Annotated in this window: 23 protein-coding genes, 1 pseudogene and 1 other annotated feature; of the genes and pseudogenes, 19 read left to right on the plus strand and 5 right to left on the minus strand. The window is 33.1% G+C overall.

Annotated elements, in window-relative coordinates:
* The first annotated feature begins 4 nt into the window (after positions 1-4).
* Positions 5-499 carry a GNAT family N-acetyltransferase gene (locus AN960_RS23290; RefSeq protein WP_056477086.1) on the plus strand — a complete coding sequence of 165 codons (495 nt, stop codon included), beginning with the start codon at positions 5-7 and terminating at the stop codon, positions 497-499.
* Between the two features lie 96 nt (positions 500-595).
* On the opposite strand, the gene AN960_RS23295 is transcribed toward AN960_RS23290, so the two are convergent.
* Entirely contained in the window at positions 596-1,780 is a 1,185-nt protein-coding gene (locus tag AN960_RS23295; protein ID WP_056477089.1) for an alanyl-tRNA editing protein, read from the minus strand.
* A gap of 173 nt (positions 1,781-1,953) precedes the next feature.
* Here AN960_RS23295 and AN960_RS23300 point away from each other — a divergent pair, with 173 nt between their 5' ends.
* From AN960_RS23300 to AN960_RS23315, 4 genes are all read left to right on the plus strand, one after another.
* Complete coding sequence (locus AN960_RS23300) at positions 1,954-2,232, plus strand: autorepressor SdpR family transcription factor (RefSeq protein ID WP_056477093.1); 279 nt, start codon at positions 1,954-1,956, stop codon at positions 2,230-2,232.
* Complete coding sequence (locus AN960_RS23305; RefSeq protein ID WP_056477096.1) at positions 2,229-2,867, plus strand: SdpI family protein; 639 nt, start codon at positions 2,229-2,231, stop codon at positions 2,865-2,867. Before AN960_RS23300 ends, AN960_RS23305 begins: the two co-directional genes overlap by 4 nt.
* 124 nt (positions 2,868-2,991) lie before the next feature.
* Positions 2,992-4,614, plus strand: a complete 1,623-nt coding sequence (locus AN960_RS23310; protein WP_056477099.1) for an ABC-F family ATP-binding cassette domain-containing protein — start codon at positions 2,992-2,994, stop codon at positions 4,612-4,614.
* 135 nt (positions 4,615-4,749) lie between these two features.
* Positions 4,750-5,208, plus strand: coding sequence for a YkvA family protein (locus AN960_RS23315; protein ID WP_056477101.1), 459 nt, complete (start codon positions 4,750-4,752; stop codon positions 5,206-5,208).
* A 56-nt stretch (positions 5,209-5,264) separates the two neighbouring features.
* On the opposite strand, the gene AN960_RS23320 is transcribed toward AN960_RS23315, so the two are convergent.
* The gene (locus AN960_RS23320; RefSeq protein WP_056477104.1) at positions 5,265-5,741 is read right to left on the minus strand and encodes a nucleoside deaminase; all 477 of its coding nucleotides are present in this window, start codon (positions 5,739-5,741) and stop codon (positions 5,265-5,267) included.
* 362 nt (positions 5,742-6,103) lie between these two features.
* Here AN960_RS23320 and AN960_RS23325 point away from each other — a divergent pair, with 362 nt between their 5' ends.
* Positions 6,104-7,276 carry a lactate 2-monooxygenase gene (locus AN960_RS23325; RefSeq protein WP_056477106.1) on the plus strand — a complete coding sequence of 391 codons (1,173 nt, stop codon included), beginning with the start codon at positions 6,104-6,106 and terminating at the stop codon, positions 7,274-7,276.
* Positions 7,277-7,343: 67 nt separating this feature from the next.
* Here AN960_RS23325 and brnQ read toward each other — a convergent pair whose 3' ends face one another.
* Entirely contained in the window at positions 7,344-8,678 is a 1,335-nt protein-coding gene (gene brnQ / locus AN960_RS23330) for a branched-chain amino acid transport system II carrier protein (protein WP_056477109.1), read from the minus strand.
* A 211-nt stretch (positions 8,679-8,889) separates the two neighbouring features.
* Here brnQ and AN960_RS23335 point away from each other — a divergent pair, with 211 nt between their 5' ends.
* Both AN960_RS23335 and AN960_RS23340 read left to right on the plus strand, forming a co-directional pair.
* Positions 8,890-9,642, plus strand: a complete 753-nt coding sequence (locus AN960_RS23335) for an ABC transporter ATP-binding protein (protein WP_056477112.1) — start codon at positions 8,890-8,892, stop codon at positions 9,640-9,642.
* Between the two features lies 1 nt (position 9,643).
* Positions 9,644-11,170, plus strand: a complete 1,527-nt coding sequence (locus tag AN960_RS23340) for an ABC transporter permease/substrate-binding protein (protein ID WP_056477114.1) — start codon at positions 9,644-9,646, stop codon at positions 11,168-11,170.
* Positions 11,171-11,572: 402 nt separating this feature from the next.
* Here the strand turns inward: AN960_RS23340 and AN960_RS23350 are convergent, their stop codons facing one another.
* Positions 11,573-11,761 carry a hypothetical protein gene (locus AN960_RS23350; RefSeq protein ID WP_056477121.1) on the minus strand — a complete coding sequence of 63 codons (189 nt, stop codon included), beginning with the start codon at positions 11,759-11,761 and terminating at the stop codon, positions 11,573-11,575.
* A 262-nt stretch (positions 11,762-12,023) separates the two neighbouring features.
* On the opposite strand from AN960_RS23350, the gene ilvE reads away from it, so the two are divergent.
* From ilvE to leuD, 9 genes and pseudogenes are all read left to right on the plus strand, one after another.
* Positions 12,024-12,914 carry a branched-chain-amino-acid transaminase gene (gene ilvE / locus AN960_RS23355; protein ID WP_056477125.1) on the plus strand — a complete coding sequence of 297 codons (891 nt, stop codon included), beginning with the start codon at positions 12,024-12,026 and terminating at the stop codon, positions 12,912-12,914.
* A 6-nt stretch (positions 12,915-12,920) separates the two neighbouring features.
* Entirely contained in the window at positions 12,921-14,588 is a 1,668-nt protein-coding gene (ilvD, locus tag AN960_RS23360; protein WP_056477128.1) for a dihydroxy-acid dehydratase, read from the plus strand.
* Positions 14,587-14,823: a binding site (T-box leader), on the plus strand. (Overlaps the previous gene by 2 nt.)
* 84 nt (positions 14,824-14,907) lie before the next feature.
* Positions 14,908-16,611 (plus strand): acetolactate synthase large subunit, encoded by a 1,704-nt coding sequence (gene ilvB / locus AN960_RS23365; protein ID WP_056477353.1) that lies wholly within the window; start codon positions 14,908-14,910, stop codon positions 16,609-16,611.
* Complete coding sequence (gene ilvN, locus AN960_RS23370; RefSeq protein WP_025671139.1) at positions 16,611-17,126, plus strand: acetolactate synthase small subunit; 516 nt, start codon at positions 16,611-16,613, stop codon at positions 17,124-17,126. The genes ilvB and ilvN overlap by 1 nt, the downstream gene beginning before the upstream one ends.
* Before the next feature lie 16 nt (positions 17,127-17,142).
* Positions 17,143-18,183, plus strand: coding sequence for a ketol-acid reductoisomerase (ilvC, locus tag AN960_RS23375; RefSeq protein WP_286131796.1), 1,041 nt, complete (start codon positions 17,143-17,145; stop codon positions 18,181-18,183).
* Between the two features lie 3 nt (positions 18,184-18,186).
* Positions 18,187-19,308, plus strand: a pseudogene (locus tag AN960_RS23380) (2-isopropylmalate synthase); the annotation flags it as partial.
* Positions 19,309-19,349: 41 nt separating this feature from the next.
* Positions 19,350-20,417 carry a 3-isopropylmalate dehydrogenase gene (leuB, locus tag AN960_RS23385; protein ID WP_056477134.1) on the plus strand — a complete coding sequence of 356 codons (1,068 nt, stop codon included), beginning with the start codon at positions 19,350-19,352 and terminating at the stop codon, positions 20,415-20,417.
* A complete protein-coding gene (gene leuC / locus AN960_RS23390) occupies positions 20,414-21,808 on the plus strand; it encodes a 3-isopropylmalate dehydratase large subunit (RefSeq protein WP_056477137.1) in 1,395 nt (464 codons plus the stop codon). Before leuB ends, leuC begins: the two co-directional genes overlap by 4 nt.
* On the plus strand, positions 21,786-22,361 hold the full coding sequence (gene leuD / locus AN960_RS23395) for a 3-isopropylmalate dehydratase small subunit (RefSeq protein WP_056477140.1): 576 nt from the start codon (positions 21,786-21,788) through the stop codon (positions 22,359-22,361). The genes leuC and leuD overlap by 23 nt, the downstream gene beginning before the upstream one ends.
* Before the next feature lie 148 nt (positions 22,362-22,509).
* Here leuD and AN960_RS25250 read toward each other — a convergent pair whose 3' ends face one another.
* Entirely contained in the window at positions 22,510-23,529 is a 1,020-nt protein-coding gene (locus AN960_RS25250) for a barstar family protein (RefSeq protein ID WP_286131788.1), read from the minus strand.
* A gap of 315 nt (positions 23,530-23,844) precedes the next feature.
* Between AN960_RS25250 and AN960_RS23405 the strand changes: the two genes are divergently transcribed.
* Both AN960_RS23405 and AN960_RS23410 read left to right on the plus strand, forming a co-directional pair.
* Positions 23,845-24,693, plus strand: a complete 849-nt coding sequence (locus tag AN960_RS23405) for a DegV family protein (protein ID WP_056477142.1) — start codon at positions 23,845-23,847, stop codon at positions 24,691-24,693.
* An 841-nt stretch (positions 24,694-25,534) separates the two neighbouring features.
* The gene (locus tag AN960_RS23410; protein WP_056477145.1) at positions 25,535-26,539 is read left to right on the plus strand and encodes a zinc-dependent alcohol dehydrogenase family protein; all 1,005 of its coding nucleotides are present in this window, start codon (positions 25,535-25,537) and stop codon (positions 26,537-26,539) included.
* Positions 26,540-26,683: the final 144 nt, after the last annotated feature.

The following is a 26,683-nucleotide window of genomic DNA, read 5'->3' on the forward strand; positions in this document are numbered from 1 at the left end:
ATTTATGAACAACAGCCCAATTGTGAAAGAATACTCAAATGATTATCAAGCTCAAGTAGTTGATTTAATTCTTGCTATTCAGCAAAAAGAATACAGTATAAAGATTACCAAGGATGATCAGCCTGATTTGTTTACGATAGAAGAATTTTATCAGAATGGAAACGGGAACTTTTGGGTGGCTCTTTCTGGCGATAAAGTAGTTGGTACAATCAGTCTTTTAGACATAGGAAATGAGCAGGTTGCGTTAAGAAAGATGTTTGTAGATAAGGATTACAGAGGTGCTAAATATAATACTGCAAGTCTCTTATTAAATAATGCTATTGAATGGGCGAAAGAAATGTCAATAAAAGCAATTTATCTTGGAACAACCCCTCAATTTTTAGCCGCTCATCGATTTTATGAAAAAAATGGATTTACAAGTGTAGAGGGTAATGATTTACCTGAGAATTTTCCAGTAATGAAGGTCGATAAAAAATTCTATAAGTATTCGGTAGAATAGATTTAAATGATTTTAATTATTTAGCACAAAACAAGAAAAGAACAACTGTGGACCTGAGAAGTCCGTCGTTGTTCTTTTTTCATCTAAATATAATGTTTATACATTTACCTGAGGAAGCAAAATATGTTTTAAAGTATTTTCAGCTTCGTTTAATCGGCTTGAAGTTTCAAATGTCGCTTGTGCTTGCCCTGCACCGCCGCCACCTTTTCCTTCAACCTGTTTTAGTAAATTTTTAATTAGTTCCCCACAATTTACATCATTTTTAAGTTGATTAATTAGCAATAATTTTTGCTCTTTTACACTTGAAAATACAAGTAAAGAAGGTTTTTTAGCCTGTATTGATTTTGCGAGTAACTGTAAGTCTTTAACTGATTCTTCTTCAAATGTTTTAATAATGATATCATTTGTTGCATTTAATAATAACTCATTAGAAATTGAGTTAAAGATCGTTTCTTTCATTTTCTCGATTTCTTTTTGCGCTTCTTTTAATTCATTAATTGTCAATTCGACTTTATTTTTAACTTGATCAGTATGTGTATTAAATAATTGATTAATAGTTGATAATGTTTTACTAGTTTTTTGAATTTCCTCAAGTGCTCTATAGCCACATTTAAAATGAAGTCTAGTAGTTTGTCTTACTTTTTCAGTTTTAATTAATTTGATAAATCCAATTTCACCCGTTTGTTTTACATGAGTACCACAACAAGCAGATAAATCAGTATGTAAAATCTCAACAATTCTTATATTGTCTTCAACTTTTGGTAATTTGCGAAGTTGAAGTGCATTTAATTCTTCTTTATTTACGAAGTAGGTTTTAATTTCAATATTAGCAAGAATCTTTTCATATACTGCTCTTTCAATTTGATTTAATTGTTCAGCTGAAAGAGAAGGGGTATCTAGGTCAATCGTAACTGTCTCTTTTCCTAAATGAAAACTTACAGTAGGTAGATCAAATAGTTCAATAATGGTTGCTGAAAGTAAATGTTGGCCGCTATGATGTTGCATATGATCAATTCTACGGTCCCAATTTATTTCACATGTTGCTTCCAATGTTTCCGGTTTTGCATTTAAGACATGGATTACTTCTTCATCATCCTCTATTAAATCAACAATTTCGATTCCATTAATTGTACCGAAATCAGATGGCTGCCCGCCACCTTCAGGATAAAAAGCAGAATCTTCAAGTTTGATATGAAATAATGAATCAACTTCTTTAATTTCAGTAATTTTAGTAAACCATTTTTTTAATGAGGGGTGTTCAAAATATAGTTTATTTGCCATGATATTACCTCTAATCTTTTAATTTCCTAAATTTGATGTTTAATTTAAATTATATAGAAACGAAATAAAAACTTAAAATAATATAAATCTAATCTTAGCATAATTGACTATTACACAAATAGATTTTAGTATTTAGTTAATTAACTAAATACTAAATCTTAGGGGTGTGAAAGGTGAATGAACTATTTAAAGCATTATCGGATCCAACTAGAAGGAAAATTTTAGATTTATTAAAAGAGAAAGATTTAACTGCTGGGGAAATTTCAGAACAATTCGATATGTCAAAACCTAGTATTTCTCAACATCTTAAAATATTAAAGTCAGCCAAGTTAATTCAAGATGAAAAGAAGGGGCAATTTATTATTTATTCTTTAAATATGACGGTTTTTCAAGAAATTATCAGTTGGGCATATAGTTTTAAAGAAAATAACCTGAGAGGAGACTTAGATTGAAAAAGCATATTATTGCAATTTTACTATTTATTTGTTCATTAGTATTTTGGATTATTAACTTTCATGATTTACCAAGTCAATTACCTGTTCATTGGGATTTTTCAGGACAAGTTAATAATTACGATTCAAAAATGCAAACGTTTATCGAGCTACATGCGATCATGCTTTTCGTTTATATATTGCCAATTGTTACTCCGAAGATTGATCCAAGAAAAGAGAATTATAAGTTATTCCAGAGAAGCTTATACTTTATGGTAACAGGGATTTTATTTATTTTCTTTTTAATTAATATGAGTGTTTTATTTTATGGATTAGGTTATGACGTTCATATCGGCTCAATGAGTTTTCTTTTTATTGGCCTTTTGTTTATGTTTCTTGGAAATTATATGCCTCATGTTCGTTCGAATTATTTTATCGGGGTCCGTACCCCTTGGACATTAAGTAATGAAAATGTTTGGAAAAAAACACATCGTGTTAGCGGTAGAGTATTTATGATCATTGGTTTATGTTTTTTATTGCTTTATTTTATACCAATGAGTGATAAGGGAATAATTGTCATTCCATTGATTATATTATTAATTGGATTCCCAACTATATACTCATATATTGCCTTTAAAAAGGAAATGAAAAACTAAATTAAGCTGTTTTTTTACAAAATTTGGAGATTGTTTTTGAATTTATTTTAGAAAAAATTTAATTTCCTTTTAAAATATGGTATTGTAAAGAGTAGAGCAAAAGAGTTGGAGGAATATAATTAAAATGATTACAGTTTCTAATGTTAGTTTGCGTTTTGCGGACAGAAAATTATTTGATGATGTTAATATAAAGTTTACACCAGGTAACTGTTACGGTTTAATTGGTGCGAATGGTGCGGGTAAATCTACTTTTATTAAAATTTTATCTGGTGATATCGAGCCTTCTACAGGTGATGTAATTGTAACACCAGGTGAGCGTCTTGCAGTATTAAAACAAAACCAGTTTGAGTATGAAGAGTTTGAAGTTCTTCAAACTGTAATTATGGGTCATACTCGTCTTTTCGAAGTAATGAAAGAAAAAGATGCAATCTACATGAAAGAAGATTTCACTGAAGAAGATGGCATGAAAGCTGCAGAACTTGAAGGTGAGTTTGCAGAGTTAAATGGTTGGGAAGCAGAATCAGAAGCTGCGATTTTATTAAAAGGTCTTGGCATTACAGAAGACTTACATTATAAAAAAATGGCTGAATTACAAGCAGGCGAGAAAGTAAAAGTTTTACTTGCTCAAGCATTATTTGGTCAACCAGATATTCTTTTACTAGATGAGCCAACGAATAACTTAGATCTTAAGGCTGTTCAATGGTTAGAAAACTTCTTAATTAACTTTGAAAACACAGTTATCGTTGTATCACATGACCGTCACTTCTTAAATCAAGTATGTACGCATATGGCTGATTTAGATTTTGGTAAAATTCAACTTTATGTTGGTAACTATGATTTCTGGTATGAATCAAGTCAATTAGCTCAAAGATTAATGTCTGATGCTAATAAGAAAAAAGAAGAGAAAATTAAAGAACTACAAGGATTTATTGCTCGATTTAGCTCAAATGCTTCAAAAGCAAAACAAGCTACTTCACGTAAAAAACTTTTAGATAAAATTACACTTGATGATATTAGACCATCTTCTCGTCGTTATCCATTCGTTGGATTTACGCCAGAGAGAGAAGTTGGAAATGATTTATTAACTGTAGATGGAATTTCAAAAACAATCGATGGTGAAAAAGTACTAGATAACGTACGTTTTACTGTAAACAAAGGCGATAAAATTGCGTTTGTTGGTAAAAATGACGTTGCGATTTCAACTTTATTTAAAATTTTAATGGGTGAAATGGAGCCAGATACAGGTTCATTTAAATGGGGTGTAACAACTTCTCAAGCATTTTTCCCTAAAGATAACTCAGAGTTCTTTGAAAAAAGTGATATGAACTTAATCGAATGGTTACGTCAGTTCTCTCCACAAGATGAGTCTGAAAGCTTCCTACGTGGTTTCTTAGGACGTATGCTATTCTCAGGAGAGGAAGTAATGAAAAAAGCTTCTGTTCTATCTGGGGGAGAAAAAGTTCGTTGTATGCTTTCAAAAATGATGTTAAGTGGAGCAAACGTATTAGTATTAGATGATCCTACTAACCACTTAGACTTAGAGTCAATTACAGCATTAAATAATGGTTTAATTGCATTCAAAGGTACTGCATTATTTACATCTCATGACCATCAGTTCATTCAAACAATTGCAAACCGTGTCATTGAAGTGACACCAAACGGTTTAGTTGATAAAGAGTGTACTTATGATGAGTTCTTAGAGAACAAGGATTTACAAAAGCAAGTAGAAGAGTTATATAAAAAATAATTCTATACACAAACCTTTGACATTGAAGGTCAATATTTGTGAAAAAAGTGAAACCACTAATCAAGTGATTAGTGGTTTTTCGTACTTTCATCTTGTTTTCATATTTGATAAACTATAAAAAAGGGAGGAGAAATAATGTCTGAGTTAAATGAAAATAAGTTTTTTAAAAAGTATTTAAAGAAAGCTTCTTCCTATTTAGGAAATAAAGAAAAATCAACGACTTTATTGAAAAATGCTGCTAAGCTCGCACCGAATAAAAAAGGAGCGTTAGGTGAAGCTTGGGAAAAAGTAAATTTATTTATAGATCTATTTAAATCATATATTAATGGCAGTTATAGAGATATTTCCACAAAATCAATTTTGACTGTAATTGGGGCATTAATTTATTTTGTCAGTCCAATCGATGCAATACCAGATTTTATCGTAGGCTTAGGCTTTTTAGATGATGCAACGATTTTAGCGTATACATTTAAACAGATTAACAAAGATATTGAAAAGTATAAAATTTGGAAAGAAATGAATAACGAAATAGATGAACCTTCAAATTTAGTGGAAATTGAAGTGTCAGAACAGGATCATGAGCTAAAAGATTAATATTTCTAAAAAAAGGTTGCCCGTTAGTTATTAATGAGCAACCTTTTTTATACTGATTAATAATGAACATGACTTTCTTCTTTTGACCAAACAATGAAAGGGTTTTCAATATCTTTGACTTTAATCATAATTTGTTCACTTGGTATCGTTCGATCTTCATAGGGCAATGAAAGTTCATCATAGATATGTGCATCATCAAAACCAATTTTTGCAGCATCATCTTTTGTGAAAAAATAATATATTTTTGAAATTCTAGACCAATAGGCGGCACTTAGACACATCGGGCATGGTTCACAACTTGTGTATAAGACAGCATCCTTTAATAAATATGTACCTAAATTTTGACATGCGTTTCGAATTGCTTGGACCTCTGCATGTGCAGTTGGATCATTTAATGTTGTGACACCATTTACTCCGGCACCAATTACTTTTCCATCTTTGACAATAACTGCCCCAAATGGTCCACCATTTTTATTTAATAAGTTTTCGTAAGCAAGTCTTACACTTAATTTAATCCAATCAGAGTGATTCAAACTAACACCACCTTTATAGTAATAAGGGCGAAAGGTATTTACATTTATTTAGTTTCTTAAATTAATATAAATAAACATTCAATCAAATTGGTTAACCAAATCGATTTACTATTCTTTCAATCAACCATTAATATTAAAAAGGGTATCTTACTTATTTGTACACTCTCTTACAGTATTTAAGAACAAAAAATAGAGTAATATTATACAATTAAATATTTTTAATATAAAATTAAGTCCTTAATGAGAAAGGAAAACTTATAAATATTAAAAATGTCGAATAATTTATTCAGAAATTTAAAGGAGTTATTTGAACCGAATTAGAATATGTAAACGGTTACAACTTTTTTAAGGATGTGTTTGGAATGAAGAATTTCGGGAATTCTATTCAATTGCAAGTGTATAGTACCGGGAAAAAAAGTGAGATTCCTGTTAGATTTGAGGATTTAGAAAAGTTAGCACAAGATCAATTAGAAGAGGGACCTTTTTATTATATAGCAGGTGGCGCAGGTAGTGAGCGCTCGATGAATGAAAACCGATTAGCCTTTGACAAATGGAAAATTGTACCGCGAATGTTACGTAATGTGGCTGAGCGTGATATTAGTATAAAATTATTTGGCAAAACATATAATTCACCAGTTTTATTTGCACCAATCGGTGTCCAGTCGATTGCACACCCAGAAGGGGAACTTGAAACTGCTAAAGCAGCAGCAGAATTGAATATTCCATACATTACTAGTACTGCATCAACTTACTCATTGGAAAAGGTTTCAAGTGTTCTAGGAAATTCTCCTAAATGGTATCAATTATATTGTAGTAGTGATATGGAAATTGCAGCAAGTATGATTAAACGTGCTGAAGCAAATGGCTATGAAGCAATTGTTATTACACTTGATACTTCGATAATGGGCTGGAGAGAAAAAGATATTGAAAATGCATATTTGCCATTCTTACAAGGACAAGGTATCGGGAACTATTTAGAGGATCCAGTGTTTTGCTCAAGATTAAATAATTCACCAAAAGAAGATCCACAGTCAGCAATTCTATTATGGACAAGACTCTTTGGCAATCCTGCATTAACGTGGGAAGATTTAGCATTTTTGCGAAATCAAACTAAATTACCAATTTTATTAAAGGGCATTTTACATAAGGACGATGCGATGCTTGCACTTGAATATGGAATGGATGGCATCATCGTTTCAAATCATGGTGGTAGACAAGTTGATGGAACAATTAGTACTTTAGATGCATTAGAGAGCATTTGTAGTGAATTAAAAGGTGAATTACCAATTTTAATGGATAGTGGTATTAGAAGGGGAGCGGATCTGTATAAAGCATTAGCAATCGGTGCTGATGCAGTATTAATTGGTCGACCGTATATGTATGGACTAGCTCTTGGTGGTAAAAACGGAGTAATCCAAGTAATGAAAAATATTTTAGCTGATTTTGATTTAACGATGGCTTTATCCGGACAAAAAAGTATTATTGAATTAAAGCCATCTTTGTTAGTAAAAGAAAACCTTAATAAACATTTTTAAAAATTAAAAAGAGCGACCTCAGTAAGTGCTTAGACTAATGAGCCGCTCTTAATTTTTGAAAATTAAATTATGCTGCGTTTTTTACTTCGGTATATTCTTTAACGAAAAACTTCTCCATCATACACCCAATTACAAAACCAAGTAAAGCGGGTATTACCCAACCGAATCCTTTACTTTGCATTGGAACAATCGATAATAATTCATTAAGTCCATTATTTAAAAATGATGAATTGATAATCTCAATTAGGCTATAAATTCCAACAAACAAAATTGTTAATAAATAAACAGGTCTACCTTTAAATGGTAATTGATCGTGTAAAAGTGCTAGAACAATGAGTGCAATTGCCATTGGATATAAAAGACCTAATATTGGAACGGAAACTTTTAATATTTGAGTAAGTCCTAAATTTGCTACGAATCCACTTATAAAACATAATAAGATTGCCCATTTTTTATAAGATAGTTTAGGGAAAATACTATTAAAATACTGAGAACATGATGTGATCAAACCAATACAAACACTTAAACATGCAAGTGTAAAAATAAGTCCTAATACAATCGTTCCACCATTACCAAATAATTGATTCATTACAGTCGTTAAGACGATTGCTCCATTGTCAATTTGTCCAGTAATCGTTGCTGAAGCACCTAAGTAGCCAATTATAAAATAAGTTAACGATAATAATAATGCACAAATTAAACCGAAAATCATTAAATATTTAATTTGTAATTTTTGATTTGTAACATTTAATCTTTGAAAAATATTGATGAAAACAATCCCGTAGATTAATGCACAAATCCCATCCATTGTTTGATAGCCATCTAAAATTCCTTGTGAGACAGGATTAGATTTATAAGTTAAGGATGCATCCTTAAAACTAGATAAGTCTGTAAACATTGCTTTCATAAAAACAATTAAAATTAAGATTAGTAAAGCTGGAGTTAAAATTTTACCGAATCTGTCAACTAATTTTGAAGGTGATTTAGCAAACCAATAAACGATACTAAAAAACACAATCGTATAAACTAATAGTCCTATTGGAGAAACAGCTAAACCTGCAGGCAAAAATGGTTTAACTCCCATTTCATATGCCAGACTACTAGCTCGTGGAATTGCAAGCCCAGGTCCGATCGACAAGTAGATTGCCATCGGGAAGAGAAGCGCAAAAATAGGATGTACTCTCTTTACAAGCGTATCAAAATTACCGGATTTAGCTATTGCTATAAATGCTAAAATCGCAATACCTGCATCTGAAATAATAAATCCAATTATTGCTTGCCATACATTCTCTCCAGCTGCTTGTCCAATGTATGCTGGAAAAATTAAATTACCAGCTCCAAATAACATAGAAAATAACATAAATCCAATAAACATAATTTCTTTTTTTGTTAAAGTATTCAAATAATTCCCCTCAATCATCGTTGCAATTTAAAAATGATTTTCTCATTCTACCAAAAATTAGCTCTATTTACTACAAAAACTATTAATATTCTTACGATTTTCACAAATGATGAAAAAAATTTTCTTTTGTCCTAATTTTAATTACTTAAAGCATAAGAAAACTTGTCCTCTAACTATATATACTTATAGGCTTTTTTAAGGGAGGACTAGAATGATCCAATTTCAAGATATATCTTTTAAGTTTTCAAATGGAAAAAGTGCAGTTCAGGATTTATCTTTTTCAATTCAAACAGGTGAATGTTTTGTTTTAATTGGCCCAAGTGGCTGTGGAAAAACAACAACAATTAAATTAATAAATAGATTAATTAAACCGACTGATGGTGAAATTTTTTATCATGATAAAAACATTAAAGAGTATGATGAACATAAGCTGAGGAGAGAGTTTGGATATGTACTTCAACAAATTGCATTATTTCCCCATTTGAATGTTGAAGAAAATATTTCAATCGTACCAGAATTAAAAAAATGGAACAAAGCACAAATAAAAGAACGCACTAAAGAATTATTAGAATTAGTAAAATTAAATCCTTTGGAATTTAGTAAAAGACCGATTTCAGAGTTATCTGGGGGTCAACAACAACGGGTAGGTGTAGCGAGAGCTTTAGCAGGGGATCCGGACTTATTACTAATGGACGAACCATTCAGTGCATTAGATCCGATTACAAGATTACAATTACAAAAGGATCTTAAGCAATTAAAAACAAAAATTAATAAAACGATCCTTTTCGTCACTCATGATTTAGACGAGGCATTTTATTTAGGAGACCGGATCGGGATTATGCACAATGGTGAACTAGTTCAAGTAGGTACGAAAGACGAAATTTTAAATAATCCTGTTAATCCTTTTGTTGAACAATTTATAGATCATTATCGAGGTAAGGCTGTTGTAAAGGAGGGAATATAAGATGATTCTAACTTCATTTACGACGACTCTTGCAAATAGAAAAGAACAATTATTAACTGCTTTGTTAGAGCATATTCAAATTTCAGTATTTGCACTTATTATTGCAATAATTCTAGCTGTCCCGATTGGAATTTACTTAACGAAGAAGAAAGTACTCCCTGAGTTTGTAATTGGAACAACAGCAGTTATTCAAACCATACCTTCATTGGCGCTGTTAGGGATTTTAATACCATTAGTCGGTATTGGAAAGATTCCAGCGGTAATTGCGTTAAGTGTATATGCATTATTGCCGATCTTGCGAAATACATATACCGGAATTAAGGAGATTGATCCGATCCTATTAGAGGCAGCAACCGGTTTAGGAATGAACGGTAGACAAAGGCTTTTTAAGGTTGAATTACCATTAGCATTACCAGTTATGATGGCGGGAATCCGAACTGCGATGGTCATAATTGTTGGAACTGCAACAATCGCTGCTTTAATAGGAGCTGGTGGATTAGGTAGTTTAATTTTATTAGGCATCGACCGAAACGATATGAATTTAATCATAATAGGGGCAATACCATCAGCGCTTTTAGCAGTTATATTTGATTTAATTTTAAGATTAATAGAGAAGAAGAGTTTTAAGAGTTTTTCATTAAGGATCATAACGGCTAGTTTTATTTTATTAGCATTATTATTTTCTCCCTTAACAATTAAATCTTGGAATAAAACAGATCTTGTCATTGCTGGAAAACTAGGTGCTGAACCAGAAATAATAATGAATATGTATAAATTATTGATTGAGGATGAAACAAATCTAAATGTTGAAGTTAAGCCTAATTTTGGTAAAACGACATTTGTGTTTAATGCATTAAAAAAAGGTGATATTGATATTTATCCAGAATATACAGGTACAGTCGTTTCTACTTTTTTGAAAGAAAAGGCTGTTAGTAATGATGCAAAAGCTGTATATAAACAAGCTGCTGAAGGTTTAGCAAAAAAATATAATTTGAGCTATTTGGAACCTATGAAATTTAATGACACTTATGCATTAGCTGTTCCAGATCACATTTCAAAACAATTTGGAATCGAAACGATTTCAGATGCAACTAAAGTAGCAAACCAGTTAAAAGCAGGTTTCACTTTAGAATTTACTGATCGTGATGACGGATATTTAGGATTGCAAAAATTATATGGTTTGAAATTTCAAGATTTAAAAACGATGGAGCCAAAATTGAGGTATGACGCAATTCAATCGGGGGATCTCTCGATAATTGATGCATATTCAACTGATAGCGAGCTCCAAAGTTATAACATGAAAGTGTTAGTCGATGATAAACATTTATTCCCACCATATCAATGTGCACCACTTCTAAGAAAAGAGACACTTAAAAAGTATCCTGAAGTTAAAAATATTTTAAACAAATTAGAAAATAAAATAACAGATGATGAAATGCGACAAATGAATTATAAAGTAAATGTTGGTGGAAAATCTGCCGAAAGTGTTGCTAGAGAGTTTTTGAAGGATGAGGGATTGCTAAAATAAACGAATTGGACTGTCTGGTCAGGGAAACTGATCTAAGCAGTCCTTTTATATTGCAAACATCGTAAAGTTCAGTGCATTCACAGTTAATATTTAACAGATTCATAGTGACTTTTTATTCGATTTGACTAGAATTAGTAGGAAATTGCTAGTTTTCTTTTTGAGAGTATTAACTTTTTAACAGTTTTTGTGGTGAAATACCTTAACTGGTATTGGAAATATTGTGGCTTAATTGCACTTTTACTAGATTTAATTGCAGATTTGCTAATTTTACTTGCAGCTTTACCAAATTTAATTGCAGATTCACTAATTTTATTTGTAGTCCAGACTAACAAATAAAAAAGAGGGTTGCCTAAAAAATAGGCTACCCTCGTCTTTATTATCATACGATAAGAATTTTAGTTTTTAATCATTATAGGCTCCAGTTAACATCTCACTTACGAAAGAATCATTTTCCCATTCTTCATAAGAGAAATCTACTGAATACTCCTGATCGGATTTTTCGTCTTTAATCTGAATGTCAAAATGATTACTCATTACTTTCAACACTTCATTGATTTCGTTAACAGTCCCATTAATTTGTAAAGTAGCCATTTTTACTCGCCTCCGATTTTAATTTACAGAAAATTCTGTTTAAATTAACCATATGATAATCCTTTTAAAAACATTTTTCAAGAGTAAAATTTTGTCGAAAAAATATTTTGAAAAAATGTAAAGGTTTTCATTGTTGATTTACCAATATTTATACGATTTTTGAATAAAATATGAATTTTAAATTTTCTAAAAACTTGTTGATTTATTTAGTAGATTGGAATAAAGTAAGTACAAATATTTTAACTCTTGAGGAGGATTAACCGTGACAGAGCAACAGATTTTTTTAAATGGTGAATTCGTTCAAAAACAAGATGCAAAAGTTTCTGTATATGATCATGGATATCTATATGGAGATGGAGTATTCGAAGGGATTCGCGTATATGATGGCAATGTATTTCGCTTAAAAGAACATCTCATTCGATTATATGAATCAGCAAAATCAATTTTATTAACAATTCCTTATTCATTAGAAGAGTTAACACAAATTGTAGTTGATACAGTAAATCGAAATAATTTACATAGTGGTTATATTCGACTCGTCGTCTCAAGAGGTGAAGGAAATCTTGGATTAGATCCAACTTCTTGTCCAAGAGCAAATGTAGTTGTCATTGCTGAACAACTAGCACTTTTTCCACAAGAACTATACGAAAATGGTATGGAAATTGTAACTGTAGCAACGAGAAGAAATCGAAGTGATGTATTAAATCCACAAATTAAATCTTTAAATTATTTAAATAACATATTAGTAAAAATTGAAGCGAAACTAGCTGGTGTTCAAGAAGCACTCATGCTAAATGATCAAGGCTTTGTAGCTGAAGGTTCAGGAGATAATGTCTTCTTAGTAAAAGGGAATAAGTTAATTACTCCACCGAGTTCAGCAGGTGCATTAGAAGGAATTACTCGAAATGCAATTATGGAATTAGGTGACACATTAGGTTACGAAGTTGAGGAAAAATTGTTCACAAGGCATGATGTTTATATCGCCGATGAGGTTTTCTTAACAGGAACAGCAGCTGAAGTAATTGGCGTATCTAAGGTAGATGGACGAGTGATTGGTGATGGAAAACCAGGACCAAATACACAAAGATTATTAAACGCATTTCGTCAATTAGTAGTAGAAGATGGAGAAAAAATTTACGTAAAACAAGGGTGATAAATTGTGCGAAGTGACATGATAAAAAAAGGTATCGACCGTGCGCCGCATCGTAGCTTATTATTAGCGGCAGGTGTTAAAGAGGAAGATTTTAATAAACCATTTATAGCGATTTGTAATTCATATATTGATATTGTTCCAGGTCATATTCATTTAAGGGAAATGGCTGATGTTGTAAAACAAGCGATTCGAGATGCTGGTGGAGTTCCATTTGAGTTTAATACGATTGGTGTCGATGATGGAATCGCAATGGGACATATCGGAATGAGGTATTCTTTACCAAGTAGGGAAATCATTGCCGATGCAGCCGAAACTGTAATTAATGCACATTGGTTTGATGGAGTATTTTATATGCCAAACTGCGATAAAATCACACCTGGAATGCTAATGGCAGCTGTTCGTACAAATGTACCGGCAGTGTTTGTATCAGGTGGACCAATGGCAGGTGGACTATCTAAAGATGGAAAGGCTCTATCTCTTGCTTCAGTATTTGAAGGTGTAGGTGCTTTTAAATCAGGAAAAATGAGTGTAGAAGAATTACTCGATATTGAAAAGTCAGCATGTCCAACATGTGGATCATGTTCTGGAATGTTCACAGCAAATTCAATGAATTGCATTATGGAAATGCTTGGTGTAGCACTACCATATAACGGGACAATACTTGCAACTAGTAAAGACAGACATCAATTAATCCGTGATGCAGCTTTCCATCTAATGGATTGCATTGAAAATGATATAAAACCAAGAGACATTATTACAAAAGAGGCAATTGATGATGCATTTGCACTGGATATGGCAATGGGTGGATCAACAAATACTGTTTTACACTTAATGGCCATCGCAAATGAAGCAGGAGTGGATTACGACTTAAAGGATATAAATGACGTAGCTAGAAGAGTACCTTATTTATCAAAAATTAGTCCCGCTTCTCACTATTCAATGCATGATGTTCATTTAGCAGGTGGTGTTCCAGCCATTATTAAAGAACTGACTACCATTCCCGGGGCAATTAATAGTGACCGCATTACAATTACGGGAAAAACTTTATTCGAGAATGTGCAAGAAGCCACAATCTCCAATAGTGAAGTGATTCGTAAAAAAGAAAATCCTTATTCACAAACTGGCGGATTATCGATCTTACATGGGAATCTAGCCCCAGATGGAGGAGTTATTAAAGTAGGTGGCGTTGACCCCTCAATTCAAACATTTATTGGTGAAGCAATTTGTTTTGACTCACACGATGAAGCGGTTGAAGCGATTGACAAAGGTCTCGTCAAAGAGGGTCATGTAGTTGTCATTCGATATGAGGGTCCAAAAGGTGGACCTGGAATGCCAGAAATGCTTGCACCAACTTCATCAATTGTTGGAAGAGGTTTAGGAACAAAAGTTGCGTTAATTACAGATGGCCGTTTTTCAGGTGCTACTAGAGGAATTGCAATTGGACATATTTCTCCAGAAGCGGCTGAAGGTGGACCAATTGCATATATTGAAGATGGCGATGAAATCATCATCGATCTTTTATCAAGAAGTATTACTTTATCAATTTCAAACGAAACGTTAGAATCTCGTAAAACATCTTATAAATTACATGAACCAAAAGTTAAAACGGGTTATTTAGCAAGATATGCAAAGTTAGTTACTTCTGCTAATACAGGCGGAATTTTAAAAATATGAAAAAGCATTGAAAGAGAAAAGTAGTTATGAAAAGGATCTTCAGAGAGTCGGTGGCTGGTGTGAACCGATGACCTTGATTAATGAAACTCACTCTTGAGTGTCAAGCTGAATTATTTTGTAAGGTAAGCTTGAACGTTGGTCACGTTATAACCAGATTTTGGTTAGCCAAAATCCCAAAGTTAGGTTATTAACCTAAGAAGAAGGGTGGTACCGCGAAAAGTCTTTCGCCCCTTCAGCATCTGCTGAAGTGTGGAGTTATGGCTTTTTTTATTGCGAATAAATGGGTAAATTTTATCCGAAAATGGAGGGGAAAGTAGAAATGAGTCATCATTCGATGAGAACTCTGTCAAAAGAATTGTCAGGTGCAAATTTACTAATTGATGCTTTGAAAAATGAAAATGTTGAAATGATTTTTGGTTACCCTGGAGGGGCAGTATTACCATTATATGATGCACTTTATGATGCTGATATTCCTCACATTCTAGCAAGACATGAACAAGGGGCCATCCACGCTGCAGAAGGTTATGCACGAGTAACTGGTCGTCCAGGGGTTGTTATCGCAACAAGTGGTCCAGGGGCAACAAACGTAGTAACTGGTTTAGCAGATGCGATGATGGATTCATTACCACTAGTTGTTTTTACTGGTCAGGTTGCTACAAATGTAATCGGAACGGATGCCTTTCAAGAAGCAGATGTTATTGGAATTACAATGCCAGTTACAAAACATAACTATCAAGTGCGTAATGTTGAAGATGTTCCACAAATCGTAAAAGAAGCATTCCATATTGCTTCAACAGGCCGTCCAGGTCCAGTCGTTATCGATCTACCAAAAAATATGATGGTTGAAAAAGGAGTGAAAAAAGACGAGATAGAGGTTAAATTACCAGGCTATCAACCGACATATGAACCAAATTATATTCAAATAACAAAGTTAATAGGAGCAATTGAAAAAGCTAAAAAACCAGTCGTATTAGCTGGAGCAGGTATATTACATGCAAAAGCAGCTGATGAGTTTACTGAATTTATAAAAAAGTTCAATATCCCAGTTGTCAATACGCTTTTAGGGCTAGGTGGATTTCCAGCAAATGAGGAATTATTCCTTGGAATGGGGGGGATGCACGGAACTTATACAGCAAATATGGCAATGTATGAAAGTGATTTACTAATTAACATCGGAGCACGATTTGATGATAGGTTAACGGGTAATTTAGCACACTTTGCTAAAAATGCGATTGTAGCACATATCGATATAGATCCTGCCGAAATTAACAAAGTTATTCCTACAAATATTCCAATCGTTGGATGTGCTAAGGAAGTTCTGAAAGTTCTATTAAAACAAAAAGTAGATAAACAAAATCACAGTGAATGGTTAGAGCTACTTAAAAGTCGTAAAGAAGCCTTTCCACTACAGTACGAAGCGAGTAGAGAAGTCATTAAACCACAAACTGTCTTAACTTTACTCCATTCGATTACAAATGGGAAAGCGACGATTTCGACGGATGTTGGTCAACATCAAATGTGGGCAGCTCAGTATTATCCTTTTGAAGAACCCCATAAATGGATTACTTCAGGTGGACTCGGGACGATGGGATTTGGATTACCAGCTGCAATAGGAGCACAATTTGCTAAGCCTGATGAATTAGTTGTAGCCGTCGTTGGGGATGCCGGATTCCAAATGACATTGCAAGAATTGAGCATGATCAAGGAACATAATTTGCAAGTAAAAATTTTAATTTTAAATAACGCAGCCCTAGGAATGGTAAGACAGTGGCAATCAGCATTTTATAATGAACGCTTCTCTAGTTCTCTATTAGACTGCCAACCTAGTTTTACGAAACTTGCTGAAGCTTATGGGATTAAAGGGATAACAATTTCAGATCCAAATTTAGTTGAAAGTCAATTAAGAGAAGCAATTGAGTTTGATGGGCCAGTTTTAATTGATTGTCGAGTTCATCAAGCTGAAATCGTTACACCAATGGTTCCACCTGGTAAAGGAATTCATGAAATGGAAGGGGTGAAATAATGAAACGGGTCATTACATCGACTGTATTAAATAACAGTGGCGTACTTAACCGAATTACAGGAGTGATCTCTAGAAGACGATTTAATATTGAAAGTATTTCTGTAGGACATACGGAACAAGATCATATTTCAAGAATTACGTTTGTCGTTCACGTAGAGGATTTACAACAGGTTGAACAATTGATTAAACAGCTTCACAAGCAAATTGATGTGATAAAAGTAGCAGATATAACAGAAGAATCAGTTATTGCTAGAGAACTGGCCTTAATAAAGGTGAGTACAAATGCAGCTACAAGAAATGAAATTTATAGTCTAATTGAACCATTTAGAGCCTCGGTTATTGATGTAAGCCGTGATCAGATTGTCGTTCAAGTAACTGGTACTTCTGATAAGGTAGAGGCTTTGATTGAATTATTAAGACCTTTCGAACTAAAAGAAATAGCTCGAACTGGTGTAACCGCATTTACTAGATCTGCTAAACATAAGGAGCATGCTCAAAAGCTACTCTCTTATTAAATAAAAATATAAAAATATAAAACAAAAAAATTGGAGGAATTTGAAAATGGCTAAAGTATATTATGGTACAGACGTGAAGGAAAATGTATTAGTAGGGAAAACGATTGCGGTAATTGGTTATGGATCACAAGGTCACGCACATGCTTTAAATTTACATGAAAATGGTCATAAGGTAGTTGTTGGTTGTCGTCCAGGTAAATCATGGGACGCTGCAGCAAATGATGGACTACATGTAACTACGGTTGCAGAGGCTTCAAAGGCAGCTGATGTAGTAATGATTCTATTACCAGACGAGCATCAACCAACTGTTTATAAAAATGAAATTGAACCGCATCTAGAAAATGGTAATGCGCTTGCGTTTGCACACGGATTTAATGTTCATTTTGACCAAATTGTTCCTCCTGCAAATGTTGATGTATTTTTAGTAGCGCCAAAAGGGCCAGGACATCTTGTTCGACGTACTTTTGTCGATGGAGCAGCGGTACCAGCATTATTCGCTGTTTACCAAGATGTAACAGGTGAAGCAAAAAATGTAGCACTTTCTTACGCTGATGGAATTGGTGCTACTAGAGCGGGTGTACTTGAAACAACATTTAAAGAGGAAACTGAAACAGATCTATTCGGAGAACAAGCGGTACTATGTGGTGGTGTAACTTCATTAGTAAAATCAGGATTTGAAACATTAGTAGAAGCAGGTTATCAGCCAGAAGTAGCATACTTTGAGTGTTTACATGAGTTGAAACTAATCGTTGATTTAATGTACGAAGGCGGAATGAGCTATATGAGATACTCAATCTCTGATACTGCTCAGTGGGGAGATTTTGTATCTGGTCCTAGAGTAGTTGCGAATGAGTCAAAATTAGCAATGAAAGATATTTTAGCAGAAATTCAAGATGGTACGTTTGCTAAGGGCTGGATTAACGAAAATAAAAATGGTCGTCCAGTATATAACGAAATTAATGAAAGTGAAAAGCAGCATCAGTTAGAAGAGGTTGGAGAAAAACTTCGTGCAATGATGCCATTTATCCAAAGAAAAGAAAAGGTCGAGGTGAAATAAAAAATGAGTAAAATTCAGTTTCTTGATACAACATTACGTGATGGCGAACAATCTCCTGGGGTTAATTTAAATCGATTTGAAAAGCTCGAAATTGCAAGACAACTAGAAGCTTTAGGTGTTGATATCATTGAGGCTGGTTTTGCCGCTTCCTCGGAAGGTGACTTTTTAGGTATTCAAGAGATTGCGAGACAGATTCGTTCTGTCTCTGTCTCTAGCCTTTCTCGCGCAAAAGATTCAGATATTAAGACAGCATGGGATGCGTTAAAAAATGCTGCGGAACCGAGACTGCATATATTTCTAGCAACAAGTGACATTCATATGAAATATAAATTAAACATGACGAGATTAGAAGTTTTGGAAACTGCTAAACATTGTGTGCAGCTTGCAAAATCCTTTTTTCCAAAAGTCCAAATTTCAGCTGAGGATGCATGTCGTACTGATCGAGCATTTCTTGCCGAATTTGCAGAGACTGCTATTAAAGCAGGTGCAGATGTGATTAATATTCCAGATACTGTCGGCTACACAAGTCCTTCAGAATACTACGATCTATTTAAATATTTACAAGAAAATGTACCGTCTTATCATAAAGCAATTTTTTCTTGTCACTGTCATGATGACCTTGGAATGGCAGTAGCGAATTCATTAGCTGCTATACAGGCTGGAGCAACCCAAGTTGAATGCACAGTCAATGGAATTGGGGAAAGAGCAGGAAATGCTGCACTAGAAGAAATAGCAGTTGCACTACATATTAGGGAAGATATTTACCGGAAAAATACTAATTTACGATTACATGAAATTACGAAGACAAGTGAACTTGTTAGTCGTCTTACAGGTATGGTTGTCCAGAAGAATAAAGCAATTGTTGGTACAAATGCATTTGCTCATGAATCGGGTATTCATCAAGATGGAGTACTAAAAGAACCAACAACATATGAAATTATACCCCCTTCATTAATTGGACTTTCTACAAATTCATTAGTATTAGGGAAACATTCAGGCCGTCATGCTTTTACTGACAAATTAAAAGAACTTGGATTCAACTTTTCAACCGAAATTATTAACGAAGCGTTTGTTCAATTTAAAGCTTTAACAGATTCAAAGAAAGAAATTACAGATGCAGATTTATTAAACATTATTAGTAAGTGGAGCAAAAAGGAGGTTCTAAAATGAAATTAAAGATCGCATGTCTTCCAGGAGACGGAATCGGACCAGAAATTATGAGTTCAGCTGTACAGGTTTTAGAACAAATTGCAAAATCTTATCAACATGATTTTACTTTTTCAACAAATTTATTCGGAGGTCACGCGATTGATGAAACAGGTACTTCTTTACCGAAAGAAACATTAGATAATTGTTTAAATTCAGATGCCGTATTATTGGCGGCAGTAGGTGGACCAAAATGGGATCAAGGTGTTGAACGGCCAGAAAGTGGCTTATTAAGGTTAAGAAAATCACTTAATTTATACGCAAACATTCGACCAGTCGATGTTTACGATGAACTTGTAAATCATTCTCCTTTAAAATCTGAACAAGTAAGAAATGTAAGCTTTGTCGTCGTTCGAGAATTAACAGGCGGAATTTATTTTTCCGAACCTCGATTCCATAATGAAAATGAAGCAACCGATACGCTTTCCTATACTAGAGAAGAAATTGAACGGATTGTAACGTATGGATTTGAGTTAGCAAAAACTAGAAAAGGCAAACTTACATCAGTTGATAAAGCAAATGTATTAGAATCTAGTAAACTTTGGAGAAAAATTGTAAATGAATTAAGTTCTAACTATCCAGAAGTAGAAGTTGAGCATATTCTTGTTGATGCAGCCGCGATGGAGTTAATTCGAAACCCAAGAAGATTTGATGTAATCGTTACTGAAAATTTATTTGGAGATATTTTAAGCGATGAAGCTTCGATGATTACTGGTTCATTAGGAATGCTACCTTCTGCAAGTAGATCTGGTAAGGGTCCTTCATTATATGAACCAATTCACGGTTCAGCACCAGATATAGCTGGACAAAATAAGGCTAACCCTATTGCAATTTTAAGGTCAGTGGCGATGATGCTTCGTGATTTTAACTTAGTTGATGAAGCAAACTCAATTGAAAACGCGATTGTTAATTCAATAAATAATGGCTATTTAACTGGTGACCTAGGTGGCAAAAGTTCAACGATTGAATTTACTGAGCAAGTAGTAAAGGAATTACAATTTCAAACAGTTGGAGGAACAATTCGATGAAACAAACATTGTTTGATAAACTTTGGCAAAATCATGTTGTAACTGGTGAAGTAGGGAAACCCCAGCTATTGTATATCGATTTACACTTAGTTCATGAGGTAACTTCACCGCAAGCTTTCGAAGGATTGAGATTATCTAATCGAAAAGTAAGAAGACCAGAATTAACCTTTGCGACAATGGATCATAATGTACCAACACAAAATCAATTAGTCATCACTGACTTAATTGCTAAACAACAAATGGATACATTAAGAAATAATTGTCAGGAGTTCAATATACCTTTAGCAGATATTACAGATGAAGACCAAGGTATTGTTCACGTAATTGGACCAGAGCTTGGATTAACTCAGCCAGGGAAAACAATTGTATGTGGAGATAGTCATACATCTACTCACGGTGCATTTGGTGCTTTAGCTTTTGGGATTGGAACAAGCGAAGTCGAACATGTGTTAGCAACACAAACTTTATGGCAAGTTAAGCCGAAATCAATGGGTGTGAAACTTGAAGGAAAGCTTCCAAAAGGTGTATATGCTAAAGATATCATTCTTCATTTGCTAGCAACTTATGGTGTATCAATGGGAACTGGCTATGTCATTGAGTTTTATGGTGAAGCCATTACAAATATGTCAATGGAAGAGCGTATGACTCTATGTAATATGGCGATTGAAGGAGGAGCAAAAGCAGGATTAGTTGCTCCAGATCAAAAAACTTTCGAGTATTTAAAAGGTCGAAAATATACTATCAATTCATATGATAAAAAATTAGTAGAATGGAAGAAATTATATACAGAAGAGGGAGCAACATTTGATAAAACAATCGAAGTCGATGTAGCAACCCTTGCACCATATGTAACTTGGGGAACAAATCCTGGAATGGGCGTAAGAATTGATGAAGTCCTTCCAAAAGCCAAGGATGAGAACTACGAACGAGCTTATGAATATATGGGATTAAAGCCAGAAATCACACCGAAAGAAATTCCTGTTCAGCATGTATTCATCGGTTCATGTACAAACTCTAGATTGTCAGATTTAGAGGAAGCGGCAAATTATCTTAAAGGAAAGAAAGTGAAATCTGATGTGCGTGCATTAGTTGTTCCAGGATCAAAAAAGGTTCGAAATGCAGCGATGGCAAAAGGACTACATAAAGTCTTTATAGAAGCAGGATTTGAGTGGAGGGAAGCTGGTTGTTCGATGTGTCTAGCAATGAACCCAGACCAAGTGCCAGCTGGCGAACATTGTGCATCTACTTCCAACCGAAACTTTGAAGGAAGACAAGGAAAGGGAGCAAGAACACACTTAGTAAGTCCAGTAATGGCAGCGGCTGCTGCAGTACATGGTCATTTTATTGATATTCGAAAGGAGCAAGCAAATGAAACCGTTACGTACGCATAAAGGCACAACTGTATCAATTATGTTAGATAATATCGACACAGACCAAATTATTCCAAAACAATATTTAAAGCGAATAGAACGAACTGGCTTTGGAGAATTTTTATTTGATGAATGGCGATATCATGATGATCGCTCACCTAATAAATCATTTATATTAAATGATGATGATCGAAAAAATGCTTCAATCTTAATAAGCGCAAATAATTTTGGTTGCGGTTCATCTAGAGAACATGCACCTTGGGCATTAAATGATTATGGATTTACAATTATTATTGCCGGTAGTTTCGCAGATATTTTCTACAATAACTGTATAAAAAATGGTATGCTGCCGATTGTCTTAAATGATGAGATTCGTTCAAAATTATCTACATTAAATGGAAATCAAGAAATTGAAGTGGATTTGGAAACACAAGTCGTAAAAACAATATTTGGGAACTTTGAATTTTCAATTGATCCTGTTTGGAAAGAAAAATTACTAAATGGCTTAGATGATATTGCGATTACGATGAAATATGAAAATGATATTGAAAAATATGAAAAATTACACGCATAACTAAAAAAGGAAGTGTCTTATAAGACACTTCTTTTTTATCTGGTTTCGTGTGAAAGCATGGGTATAAATAGGACGGTAAGTTAAGTCGAATATTGAATTTTGAATTTTAAAGAGCACTTTCTAATTTGACTGTATTTATAATAACGCGTTAGTTACATATAAAATTACAATGCCAATCAGGAAATTCCTGGTTATGTTCAAGAAGGTACTCGATCATAATTTTTGAATCTTCTGGTAGTTTTCGCTCTAATTCTGACCAACCAATAAATTGAAGTTTCTTAGGTAACTCAACTTGGCATGCAATTATAGCCCAAAAGTCATCCCAATCTTCACTATAAGTATCTGGAAATGATAGTTTTTCTTTCAATACTTGATGCAATTCGTGACTGTTGTTGATTAACGATACATCAATCGTTATACTTTTTTCTTCTGATCTGCTAAATTCTTTTAGAAAATCAGTAAAAAACTTTCTAATGACAAATCGATATCGATAAACTAAATATCCTAACACATTAAAGAAAGCAAATAGAATAATCCATCCAATATTTATTCTTTTATGTTGGTATGTATTTTTCGTTGTCCATATAGTAAATAAGGTTAAATAGATTAATAAGCCTACTAATAAAACAAATCCTGCAAATGTACTAAAACTCCTATGTTTCATCTCAATATACCATTCACGTTCTCCTTCTCCACTATGGAAAAATTTAGGAACTAACCATTTAGGGGACCATACAATTCTTTTAAATTGAAAATCTGGCTCCATGTTTTCAGTATGATAAGAAGTCAAATTTATTCCTTCATTCCAAATTTTCATCGAATTGAATACTCTAACTTCAGAAATATGATCGGTACTTTCTATTAAGCTTTCTATGTTTTTGATCAATTCTGGAGTAATTAATTCCTTGTTTTTTAATTCATCAGCTATTTGCGTAAAAATAATTGATTGTTCTTGAGAATTTTGTTCTTCGTTTATCCAAACGAAAGTAAAAATTGATAAAGATAATATAAGTACTGTAAACGCAATGTAAAGAATCCCTTTTGCACATATTTTTTGTTCATTAAACAATTGGTTATTGATCAATCGCATTTCCTTTTCTGAGCCATAAAGCTCGAAATCAAACTTAACCGGTACTTTCTCTGATTTTACTTCTGCATTTAATTCCACTAGATACCTCCGAAAATTCCATATAATTCCATTTTACCATAAAATTAAAAGCGAAATAATTCATAATTTTAGAAATGCTAATCAATTTTTTAAATTATTTTATTGGAATTCGCTTTTTATACATCGAATTTCTGACATTCTTATTCAATTAAACTACCATGTTGTAGAACAAGTGAATTTTCAATGTACTTTTCGTAAAATTAATTTTATTTTTGTCGATAAAATTAACTTAAAAGAAAAATGGTTGTTTGAATATTTAGATTGTTGTTTAATAAGATTAAAAATACATTATTTTTGTAAAAAGAGGTGATTAAGTTGAACCTAAAAATAATTGTGGATAGCTCTTCTGATCTTCCAACTGAGATATTGAAGAAATACGATATTTCAGTCATACCATTAAGAGTCTACGACCAATCAGATAAAGAGTATCTTGATGGAGTCAATTTAAAATCACATGAGCTAATGCAAAGAATGAAAAATGGAGAGAACTTTACTTCATCTTTACCTTCTTACGATGCAATTTATCAAACTTTAGTCTCATGTAGTGCTAATCAAAATTGTATCTATCTTACTTGTTCCGGTGATTTATCTGGTACGTATAATTTTGCACAATTAGTAAAACTAGATATTTTAGAAAACAATCCAAATGCCTCTATTCATATAATTGATACTCGTTCAGTATCACTTGGAATTTGTGTACTAGTGATGGAGTTAATCGAAGGCTTAAATAATGATGAATCATTTGAAAATCTAATCAAAAGATTACATCACAATATAAATAAGATCCAACATATTTTTACGATAGAAGATCTCCAATATTTAATACGAGGCGGTCGTGTTGGTAAGTTTGCAGGATTTTTAGGAGGCATGCTAAATATAAATCCGATTATGGAAGTTAGCGAAGGGAAATTTAAACCACTTGAAAAGGTACGAGGTCGAAAAAAAGCATTAAATCGCATGCTTGAACTAATGAAGATTCGAAAAGATGAACTTAGTAAAAATGTTGCAGTTGTATACGGGGTAAAAGATGATTCTACCGAACAATTTATTAAACAATTAAAGGATTTAATTGGTATTGAACAGATTATAGAAAACTCAGTTGGTTCAGCAGTCGGCGTCCACACGGGGCCAAGTGCAATAGGAATCTTTTTTCTATCAAATTAAGAAAATTCATTTCGACTCTCAAAGTGGTGAGAGTTTTTTTGTTTTAGTAAAACTTTTAAAATAAAAAATATATAGATATAATAAATAATAGTTTAGTAGGAAATAAGAATACATTCCTGTATGTTATAAAGAGACAGATTTATTAATAATAAAACAGGTTTTGACAAAGTGGAGTGTAGAAAAGTTAGAAAGTTTGTAATATTTAAATATATAAATTCTTATATTTTGAATTCAGTAGATTATTCCTGTGGAAATTAATTTTAGTAGGATAGAAGTTTAAGTTGCCATTATTTCAATAGGAAAGAACGCTTGAAAAACTAGGTTGATAATATTATTGAATTAAGGACTATTGGTGGATTGTTGTTTCTAATAACTGCAAATTAAAACGTCAAAAGTGCAAACAAAATATCCCAAGCTGCAAATAAGATGTTCCAATCCGTATGTAACCTACAAAAATTAACTTGAAATCTAGAAGATCTTTTATAAAAAAGTTTCAAATAGCACAAAAATAGAAGAATTTAGCAAATAAATGACTAGTTTATCATGAATCAATCAATTTTGGATTCACACAATATCAAGGGTATTAAATGGAATTTCACGTACCGAATTAGTTTGAATAAATATAAAACCACATAATTAATAGGTAAAGCAAATCTAAAATCCTTCCCTAAAACTCATAAACTATAGCACATATATCCCAGAATCCATCTCATAATATCCCCCACAAACTTTCCACCCTAATCATTTTACTAAACCGTATTTAACTTTTTTGGTAAAATAAAAATGAGTAAGATTTGTCTTTTTACATATTTAAATTCTTTGATGAATAGGAGAGGTGTAATTGAAAGCTTATATTTTAAGAGACACTAAAGGGCCAGAGTCACTAAAATTGGAAAATGTTGAGATTGGTACTGTTCATTCGACTGAAGTAGTAATTAAGCTAAAGGCAGCATCATTAAATAGACGTGACTTTTTTATAACTCACGGCATGTATCCAGGAATGAAGCTAGATGGAATTTTAGGATCTGACGGTGCAGGAGTTATTGAGGCTATTGGAGATGAAGTAACAGGGTTTACTGTAGGTGATGAAGTGATAATGAACCCGAGTTTAAACTGGGGAGATCGTGACGATATCAATTCTGATGAATTCACTGTACTTGGTATGCCTTCTAATGGCACGTTTGCTGAATTTATTAAACTACCAGTTGAAAATGTTTATAAAAAACCTGAGTACTTGTCATGGGAAGAGGCTGCTGCAATTCCATTAGCTGCACTTACTGCATATAGAGCATTAATTACACGCGGTCAATTACAAAAGAATGATACAGTATTGATTCCAGGTATTGGTAGTGGAGTAGCATTGTATGCATTGCAAATTGCTGTAGCATTCGGGGCAAAAGTACTAGTTACATCTAGTAGCAATGAAAAAATTGAAAAGGCAATTGAAATAGGTGCGACTGCTGGTTTTAATTATCGAGAAAATGATTGGTATAAAAAACTTCGTAAAGAATATGGATTTGTTAATCTTACGATCGATGGAGTTGGTGGAGAATCATTTAATCGATTAATAGATTTGACAGCTCAAGGTGGAAGAATCGTATCATTCGGTGCGACAAATGGACCAGTTCCTCAAACTGTTTTGCCAAAAGTATTCTTTAAAAATATGGACATTCGAGGGACAACGATGGGAAGTCCAAGAGAGTTTGAACAAATGTTAGCATTTTTTGAAGAACATAAAATTAAACCAATTATAGATGAATCATTTGAATTTACCGATGTGCTTAGTGCATTACAACGTATGGGTGAAGGAAATAATTTTGGTAAAATTACAATTAAAATTGGTTAATTTGTCTTATTTTTCTGAGGTTTGTCTTCAATCAAAAGAACTGAACTATTCAGTTCTTTTTTTTTTGCTCCTTGATAAATTACAATTAACATCATATGATTATTACAAATGTAATATTTAAAAAATTTAGTATTTTGAGTATTG

The sequence above is a fragment of the Bacillus sp. FJAT-25509 genome, assembly GCF_001420605.1.
Classification (GTDB): Bacteria; Bacillota; Bacilli; order Bacillales; family Bacillaceae_G; genus Gottfriedia.

Coding starts and splice junctions, on each gene's coding strand:
- AN960_RS23290 (WP_056477086.1), top strand. CDS start 5: ATGAACAACAGCCCAATTGTGAAAGAATACTCAAATGATTATCAAGCT.
- AN960_RS23295 (WP_056477089.1), bottom strand. CDS start 1,780: ATGGCAAATAAACTATATTTTGAACACCCCTCATTAAAAAAATGGTTT.
- AN960_RS23310 (WP_056477099.1), top strand. CDS start 2,992: ATGATTACAGTTTCTAATGTTAGTTTGCGTTTTGCGGACAGAAAATTA.
- AN960_RS23315 (WP_056477101.1), top strand. CDS start 4,750: ATGTCTGAGTTAAATGAAAATAAGTTTTTTAAAAAGTATTTAAAGAAA.
- AN960_RS23325 (WP_056477106.1), top strand. CDS start 6,104: ATGAAGAATTTCGGGAATTCTATTCAATTGCAAGTGTATAGTACCGGG.
- AN960_RS23335 (WP_056477112.1), top strand. CDS start 8,890: ATGATCCAATTTCAAGATATATCTTTTAAGTTTTCAAATGGAAAAAGT.
- AN960_RS23340 (WP_056477114.1), top strand. CDS start 9,644: ATGATTCTAACTTCATTTACGACGACTCTTGCAAATAGAAAAGAACAA.
- AN960_RS23350 (WP_056477121.1), bottom strand. CDS start 11,761: ATGGCTACTTTACAAATTAATGGGACTGTTAACGAAATCAATGAAGTG.
- ilvB (WP_056477353.1), top strand. CDS start 14,908: ATGAGTCATCATTCGATGAGAACTCTGTCAAAAGAATTGTCAGGTGCA.
- ilvN (WP_025671139.1), top strand. CDS start 16,611: ATGAAACGGGTCATTACATCGACTGTATTAAATAACAGTGGCGTACTT.
- leuB (WP_056477134.1), top strand. CDS start 19,350: ATGAAATTAAAGATCGCATGTCTTCCAGGAGACGGAATCGGACCAGAA.
- leuC (WP_056477137.1), top strand. CDS start 20,414: ATGAAACAAACATTGTTTGATAAACTTTGGCAAAATCATGTTGTAACT.
- leuD (WP_056477140.1), top strand. CDS start 21,786: ATGAAACCGTTACGTACGCATAAAGGCACAACTGTATCAATTATGTTA.